The sequence below is a fragment of the Psychrobacter sp. ENNN9_III genome, assembly GCF_001462175.1.
Classification (GTDB): domain Bacteria; phylum Pseudomonadota; class Gammaproteobacteria; order Pseudomonadales; family Moraxellaceae; genus Psychrobacter.
Genome location: NZ_LNUO01000075.1, coordinates 1 through 8828, shown reverse-complemented (window position 1 = coordinate 8828; position 8828 = coordinate 1). Strand labels below are relative to the sequence as shown.

Genomic DNA, 8828 nt, shown 5'->3' with positions numbered 1-8828 from the left:
AGATTGCCGCCTTGAGATTTTTTTCTAGGCACTGTTTATCGGTATTTTTCGACAACATTATCAGTGCTTCAGCCAAACCCCTTAACTTAACTACGCACGCACAATAATCAATGCCATACGTCCCGTCGCTGGCTGCTGCAAATGCGTCTGGCGCCGATACGAATAATACCTAGGATCAGAGTAGCTACAGTTTATCGAGGTTTCATTTGCTAATATCACACCAGCAGCGCTTAGCTGATCAGCAGCCAGCTTTGGTAAATCAAGCTTAATTTTGTCTGTATGGGAGTCTGTATTAGTCGAGCTATGAACGTCAGAATCTACCGCATATAACTGATCGAAGCGATCGGTATTACTCATGTCTTGTGCTAATAATGACTGATATTCGATACAACCTGCCAGCAGCTTATCTCGAACCTGCTTATCAACCTCGTAGTTCTCTTGGCTGATACAGACACCTATCCACGCTTTGATTTCGCCAGACTCTGTAAAACGCTTTATCGTCGTTGAAATAATTCCGCAGGCAAGCCCTTGCCAGCCAGCATGAATCGCTGCAATCTGGCCGCTTGCTGGCTGATATAATACGATTGGTACGCAATCAGCTGTCATAATAGCCAGTCCCAAACCATCTTGCTGACTGACCATCGCATCAGCATCTGCCGGACGCATACTAAGCGGGTCTGCATCTACATCATGAATCTGCTTGCCATGAACTTGATTTACCCAGCATAAGCGACTGATGGGCGCACGCTGCTGCGTTCTTAGGTGGTGGTTGATAGTCGCTAGCAAACGCATACGATTATCCAATACCTGAGTAGGATTATCATCGACGTGCAGTCCAAGATTTAATTCACCATAGCTTGCTTGTTCTGTTTGCAACATTTGCTGAGGCTTTTCTAGCTCTCTATGCTTAATATCAGCCTGTTCCAAACCAGCCATTTGATAGGCGGCTGTTTGAAATACCGTCACATCATCGAGCTGCGCTAACACCGTTAATGGAAGTTTGTCTGTCATATCTTATTCGTCATCGTAGCCATCAGTTAACACTGATATGAGTTTTTGCATATCTTCAGGGATGGGGGTCGTCACTTCGATATCCTCACCCGTTGTTGGATGCACAAACCCCAAAGTATATGCGTGCAACGCTTGTCTTGGGAAATTACCAATCGCTTGGCGCTGCGCTTCTGTCAATCCTGCTCGCAGTTGGCGACGTCCACCATAGACACGGTCACCGACTATCGGATAAGTGATATGGCTTAGGTGTACACGAATCTGGTGAGTACGACCCGTCTCGAGACCGACATCCAGTAAACAGTAATTATCATTGAGCGGTGTGACGTTTAATAAGTGCGTTACAGCCTCACGTCCAGCGGTCATCACCGTCATCTTTGTGCGCTGATTACGATGGCGACCAATGGGTGCATCGATACGGCGATGGCGCAATAAACTTGCCGCGTCCCCTGCTACGACACACTGATAGTGACGATAAACAGACTTGTCCTTTAGCTGCTCCATTAACGCCATTTGCGCAGGCTTAGTTTTCCCAATCAGTAAAAGACCTGAAGTATCTTTATCAATACGATGTACCAAGCCTGCGCGTGGTAAGTGATGCTGCTGTGGATAATGATACAGTAATGCATTGACCAAAGTGCCTGTCTGATTGCCCGCCCCAGGATGGACCACCATACCGACAGGCTTATCAATCACCAGCACATCATCATCTTCGTAAACGACATTGATGGCGATGTTTTCTGGCTGATCTTCGCTATGTTGCTGCAATGTCGTAGACAGATGTATGACGTCTCCAGCTTTGACGCGTTGTTTAGGCTTTTGCACGCTACAGTTATGTAACAAGCTACCATCGCCAACCCAGCCTTGTAACTGCGCTCGCGAAAAGTCGGTAAAAACCTGTGAAGCAAGCTTATCTATACGTAGACCTGCTTCTTTTTCAGTAACCGTATGCGTCATGTCAATAACTTGCGGTATGGCTTGTCCAGCTACAGAGGTAACATCGCTATCATACTCATTATGATCTTCATCGTCGTCGATTTCTTCATAAGTAGATGCTAACTCATCATCAGACAAACTCTCATCAAGTAAATCAGCATCAAGGCTTGAGCCATTGATTGTCAATTCATCTTGCATAGATGACTGTTGTGCTGACAATTTAGTCTCTGATGTTTGTTTCGGTGTTGTGTTTGTGGTCATAGCATTATTGTTCGTAGCAGATTCGTAGGTGACCGTAATCATAAAAGAATAGGTCATAAGGATTAACTTTATAAAGCCGCGATATATTGAATATTTAAGTAAGAACCTTCAAAAATTCCAATAAAAAGCTGGTTAAATATCGTCATAGTGTACCACGCTAAGAACCTTTCACCCTATGCTTACGCACAGTTATCTCTTCTTTATTACTAAGATCACGTCATATGAAGGGGTATACTGATAACTCTCTATAATATAACGTTGCCGTAATTTACTGTATATTAAAGATGAATAGCAACATTTGTCGTCGCTCAGCGCAGGTGCTCATGCTAAACTATCCAAAATTTATCACGTCAGACCCTACTATGTTGTTATCTGACTACAAAATAGCGCACGAAAAAATAGACGAAGCAGACGTTATTCTATAAAGTAAACGTGATTTTGCTGTATGCTATGTTCGATTATAAGCCGCTAGTTACTTTATATCTTGTTGCTTTGCTGTTTTGGACGTTGTTATCTTATAATTTAATAATCAGCCTTTTATCATCAACTTTGTTATTAGTGCGATAGTGTCACCGCTATTGTGCGCCTTGTGCCGGAGAAGAAGTATGCGCCCTATTGGCAACACGTTTATCAAAATCTCATCAGTGACCTTGCTTGCTCTAAGTGTAAACTTGGTCGGCTGTCAGACTTTTAAAAACCTGACAAATACAGACAGCGAAGCGGTCGAAACGGCTGAAAAATCAGAGCAAGGTTATTATAACGACGCTATCACTCAGATTGATAAAGGCCGCTATATACAAGCGATAGAAGATCTGACCAGTTTACGTACCTTCTATCCAACGGGACAATATGCTGAACAAGCGCTGCTTGATATTATGTATGCTCAATATGCAAGTGGCAGCTTTGAGACAGCAGCAGCAAGTGCAGATCGATTCATCAGCCTCTACCCTGCCAACCCGCAAGTAAGTTATGCATACTACGTACGCGGTGTGGCCAACATGCAAGGCTCATCTGAGGGTCTTAGACTGTTCAAGATGGATCAGTCTGAGCGCGATACTGCCTATTTGCGTATTGCCTTTGCCAATTTCCAAGAGCTCATCAATAAATACCCTAACAGCCCATATGCGCCAGATGCAGCGCAGCGTATGACCTTTATTTATAATCAGTTTGCTCGTAGTGAGCTGACCGCAGCCAACTGGTATATCGAACGTGAAGCGCATGTCGCCGCGGTCAACCGTGCCAAATGGGTATTTCAGTATTATCCACTTAGTGAAGCAGTACCAGAAGCGATCGCCATCCTTGCTTATAGTCATCAGCAGTTAGGATTGACTGACTTGGCACAAGAGTATAAAACCCTGCTCCAAATCAACTATCCAGAATGGCTCACTAATGATGGCCGTGTCAGACTGTCTACCAAAGCTGACCGTTCTTGGTTAAATAAACTGACCTTTGGCCAGCTTGGCCGCGCAAGCTTAAAAGATGTGCCTATGAATGATGGTGAATATACTGGCGCCACCAAAACTCAAATCATTCGAGCGGCCACTCAGCTCAGATTGCCAGCTGATAATGCTGCTGCTCCTACTACTAGCGGCGCACCAACCCGTAGCAACAGCGGTGTCAATATAGGCTTGGGTCTACCTGAAAGCTCAACCGAGCGCGTGACCGATCAGGCTAGCACAGGATCTACCGCTAGAGAGGCAAGTGTCGATCCACAAAACATGAACCCGATGCGCCGTACCACGCTACCGAACGATAGTAATAGTAATACAGTAGAACTGAACGACAATAACTAAACACTCGCTGTACTTATTCTGCTAATTCTTACACTCGTCTATGATCCGTTAAAAATAAGATCAACTGTATAGTTGGTCTTATTTGCTTATTGGTTTGACAAACCTCATTTATCACCATTCAGTAAATAAATTCAAGCTCCGATCTGCTTAGGCTATTTTTTGTTATAAAGTATTACTACTGTGCGTTATATCTCCTTTAATAATCTATGAGTACTTATTGCAAATAATAAAAGTGTTAAAATAACTTTTGCATTTTTCTATGATAAACTGTCCTTTCTCATGAGTATCCCCAATCATATTCTTGAACAATTAAACAGCCAAGCTGACTTGATCAGCATCATTGGTCGTCACACCACGCTTAAACGCGCTGGTAGTGAATATAAAGGGTGCTGTCCGTTCCATGGCGAAAAGTCGCCTTCGTTTTATGTCAATCCACAAAAAAACATTTATCATTGCTTTGGCTGTAATGTCGGCGGTAATGCCATTAGCTTTTTGCGCGATTATGAAAGCTTAACCTTTATCGAAGCGGTCAATGAGCTGTCAAAACAAACTGGCATTGAAGTGCCAAAAGATGAGCAACGTAACGTCAGTTATCAGCGTCGTGCACCCAAGCCAACAGCGCCACCATCAGTGCCTAGTCCGACTGTTGATCTGCAAAACCAAACACAGACCGCTCATACTCCTTCTGTCGTATCTGACCTAAGTAATCAAGGAGCAAGTCAACTCGGTTATAACGATCAACCTGTCTATAGCGACAATGTTGGTTACGATGACTATCCACCATTAGATGCTTACGATCCAGCTCCTTATCCAATAGATGCTTATGGCTCAGATTATCAAAATGATAATGAAAATGGCTATCCGCCTGCTTGGTTAACAGAGACAAATAAGGGGCTGACTGGCGATAACGGCAGTAACAATGCTGAGCAAGATGGCAACTTATACGAGCTATTGGATCAAATTCAGCAGTTTTATCAGCATAATCTAACCACGCATCCTCATGCCAAGCATTACTTTATGACACGTGGTATCACTGAAGAGACTCTTAAAACTTTTGGGTTAGGTTATGCACCATTTGGCTGGCAGCACCTTGAGCATCAGTTTCCACAAGACATTGAAGGACTTAAAGCCTTGGGCTTGGTACGACAGTCGGAGTCTGGACGCGACTATGATTTGCTTCGCGATCGGGTCATCTTTCCGATTCGTGACAATCAAGGACGCATAATTGGGTTTGGTGGTCGCGCATTAGACGATGACGTGAAGCCCAAATACATCAACTCCTCTGACTCACCTGTCTTTCATAAACAGCATGTACTATACGGCTATTATGAATCACGCCAGCAGCGTGCCGATAACTGGCTTGTGGTCGAAGGCTATATGGATGTGATCGCCCTTTACCAAGCAGGTATATACGGCGCGGTCGCATCTATGGGCACTGCCATTAATGAGAGCCAAATTTCGCGTCTACTCACTCTAAACCCGACATTGACGCTCAGTTTTGATGGTGATAGCGCAGGACAAAGAGCCGCTTGGCGTACTCTTGAAGTTGCCCTGCCAGTACTGTCCGATGATAAAGAGCTGCGGTTTTTGACCTTACCCAATGGTCATGATCCTGATACCTTTATTAAAGCAAATGGCAGTGATGCTATGCGTGAACAAATCGTCAATGCAAAGCCATTGTCACAATACATTTTTGCTTATTTAAGTGAGCGTTACGATTTGGCATTGGCAGAAGGCAAAGCCAAGCTGATGTCACAAGTGCGCTCATTGACCACGGCATTACCAAAAGGCAGTAGTTTTCGGTATTTGCTTAATAATGATATATACCAAAAACTGGGTGGTAAACGCAGCCAAAATGTCGAAGCCAAAGACGCGCTGCTCAATTTTGATGGTGATATGACCATCAGCCAGCAGTTGCAGCTGTGTTTTTTATTTCAGCCCCGCGTACTGCAAGAAGACACCATCGAATCAATCTGGCAAAAAGCAGGTATCAATAGTTTAAATTTGCCTGCTCATATCAAACAAAAAGCGCCTTTGGATGCATGTCGGCCATTAGCATGGGAAGACTTACATGATGCTCCATTGCTCGATGTTGTCAATACGATTAAACGCTGCTTGGTCTATCTACCAACGGATGCAAACGCTGCTGCACATTTTATTATGTCAAACGTACAGCCTATTACCCAAGAGACATTAAGCCGTAGTTGGGGCCCTTTTTATAAGACATTAACCACCAGAAATATATTAAGCGTTGATGAATTGATCGAAAACCTAGTCATGCAGTTACTTAAGCTTCATATGCAAAAAAAGATGCAAGATCTTATTAAAAACCCAGATCATGTTAGACTTGCGATCGTACGTAAACAGACACAACTACTAAATGACTGGTTGCGAGCGCAGCAAGCAGAGCAATCTGCATCAATGATAAGCGTTTAATCCCAATTGAAGACCACTTCGGGTTATTCAATAATAGATAAAATATTGACCCTTTAAAACATTGGCCATTGCCCCCATCATCTATGATTATGGCAAGCACACATTGACTATAATATAAACAGCAACTGATTGGCTGTCTTGTGCTTGATAGCGGTGGTCTGTGTTAAACTATGCCGCTGTCAATATTGACTGTTATTTTTAAATACAGTTATATTGCTTTATTTTTAAGTCGTGTTTTTAGCAAGTTTTTATTTAGCCATTATATTGTAGTTTTTTGAGCCTTTATTCATATCAACTCATTTTCGTTATTATTGACAATTTCTACGCTTTTTATGTGATCAATCTGTCGATTAGATCAGCGCACCGAACAAGCGATAGTCTGTTATGTTACGAAAATGCCCGACGCAAGCAAGTGAGTATTTATGAGCGATAAGTCAGTTTCCAATTCCACGTCTCAACTGGCCACCTTAATCCAAATGGGCAAAGAGCAAGGGTATCTTACCTATGCTGAGGTGAACGACCAGCTGCCTGACTCTATTACAGAAAGCGACCAGATCGAAGACATTGTCCAAATGCTCACTGACGTCGGCATCAAAATCTTTGAGGCCGCGCCTGACGCTGATGATATCTTGATGAACGATGATTCAAGCGACGACGATATGGCAGCTGATGAAGCAGCGGCTGTATTGGCTTCCGTCGAAACTGAGCCTGGTCGCACCACTGACCCTGTACGTATGTATATGCGCGAGATGGGTACAGTTGATTTGCTCACTCGTGAAGGCGAGATTGCTATTGCCAAGCGTATCGAAGAAGGTATTCGTGATGTGCAGCATGCAATGGCTTACTGGCCGGGTACCGTACAATTTGTTCTTGATGAATACCAAAAAGTCCAAGACGGTGAAAAGAAACTCTCTGATGTTATCACTGGTTTTTTAGATCCTGAGACGGATGAAGACATAGCAGCAGCTAAAGAAGAAAAAGAGAAAGAAAAAATCCTAGTTATGAAGACTAAAGCCAATGCAAAAGCTGAGGCTGAAAAAGATGATGATGACGATGAAGATAGCGATGATATAGATGTCGATGACAGCGATGATGCTGAAGAAGAAACTGGCGGTATCGATCCAGAAGAAGTACGCTTGCGTTTAGAAGAAATTGAGCATTTATTTATCAAAGCCAAACAAGCACTGCTTGATTATGGTCGTGGTAGCGCACAAGCTGATGAAGCGTATGAACAGCTTGCCAGCCGCTTTATGATGCTAAAGCTTAACAACCGTCTGTCAGATCAAGTCATGGCTATCATGCATGATGTGTATGATGACGTACGTAAGCAAGAGCGTCAGATTATGCGTTTGGTGATTCGCCGTGGTCGTATGCCGCGTTCTGAATTCCGTAAGACTTTTCCAAGTAACGAAACCAACGTTGATTGGCTCACTGAACGTCTAAAAGGTAAGCCTGCTTTTGCTGAGAGCTTAGAAAAAGTCATTGATGATGTTATTTTATTACAACGTAGAATCCGTGATTATGAGCAAAAGCTCGACATGGAAATCAATGACATGAAAGATGTGGCACGCGGTATGGCGATTGGTGAAGCCAAAGCACGCCGAGCCAAAAAAGAGATGGTCGAGGCCAACTTACGCCTAGTCATTTCTATCGCGAAGAAGTACACCAACCGCGGTCTACAGTTCTTGGATTTGATTCAAGAAGGTAATATCGGTCTGATGAAAGCGGTAGATAAGTTTGAGTACCGCCGTGGTTATAAGTTTTCAACGTATGCTACGTGGTGGATCCGTCAGGCAATTACCCGCTCTATCGCTGACCAAGCACGTACCATCCGTATCCCTGTGCATATGATTGAGACCATTAACAAAATAAACCGTGTCTCACGTCAGCTACTACAAGAGATGGGCCGCGAGCCGACACCCGAGGAATTAGGCGAACGCTTAGAGATGGACGAAGTCAAAGTCCGTAAAGTACTAAAGATTGCCAAAGAGCCTATCTCTATGGAGACGCCAATCGGTGATGATGAAGACTCGCACCTAGGTGACTTTATCGAAGATGGTACTATCTCAAGCCCAGTCGACGATGCGACGGCCGCTGGCCTGCAAGAAGCCACTCGTGATGTACTTGGTAACTTAACTGAGCGTGAAGCACGTGTGCTAAAAATGCGTTTCGGTATCGATATGCCAACAGACCATACTCTAGAAGAAGTCGGCAAGCAGTTCGATGTCACGCGTGAGCGTATCCGTCAAATTGAGGCAAAAGCATTACGTAAATTACGTCACCCTTCGCGCTCTGAGCACTTGCGTTCTTTCTTAGAAAATGACTAGTTTATCTAAGCATTGCTAAACGTATAAAAACGTTCTTGGAATTAAATCAAAAAGCTGAGCGTGTCTC

At 43.7% G+C, this 8828-nt stretch carries 5 protein-coding genes; 3 read left to right on the top strand and 2 right to left on the bottom strand.

Features of this window, described 5'->3' with window-relative positions:
• Positions 1–90: 90 nt before the first annotated feature.
• On the bottom strand, positions 91–1011 hold the full coding sequence (gene pgeF / locus PENNN9_RS05000; protein ID WP_058368622.1) for a peptidoglycan editing factor PgeF: 921 nt from the start codon (positions 1009–1011) through the stop codon (positions 91–93).
• Positions 1012–1014: 3 nt separating this feature from the next.
• Positions 1015–2262 (bottom strand): RluA family pseudouridine synthase, encoded by a 1248-nt coding sequence (locus PENNN9_RS04995; RefSeq protein WP_413771737.1) that lies wholly within the window; start codon positions 2260–2262, stop codon positions 1015–1017.
• Between the two features lie 548 nt (positions 2263–2810).
• On the opposite strand from PENNN9_RS04995, the gene PENNN9_RS04990 reads away from it, so the two are divergent.
• The 3 genes from PENNN9_RS04990 (at position 2811) to rpoD (ending at position 8761) form a co-directional block, all read left to right on the top strand.
• Entirely contained in the window at positions 2811–3998 is a 1188-nt protein-coding gene (locus PENNN9_RS04990; protein WP_058368621.1) for an outer membrane protein assembly factor BamD, read from the top strand.
• Between the two features lie 279 nt (positions 3999–4277).
• A complete protein-coding gene (locus tag PENNN9_RS04985; RefSeq protein WP_058368620.1) occupies positions 4278–6434 on the top strand; it encodes a DNA primase in 2157 nt (718 codons plus the stop codon).
• A gap of 422 nt (positions 6435–6856) precedes the next feature.
• Positions 6857–8761, top strand: coding sequence for an RNA polymerase sigma factor RpoD (rpoD, locus tag PENNN9_RS04980; RefSeq protein ID WP_058368619.1), 1905 nt, complete (start codon positions 6857–6859; stop codon positions 8759–8761).
• Positions 8762–8828 lie beyond the last annotated feature (67 nt).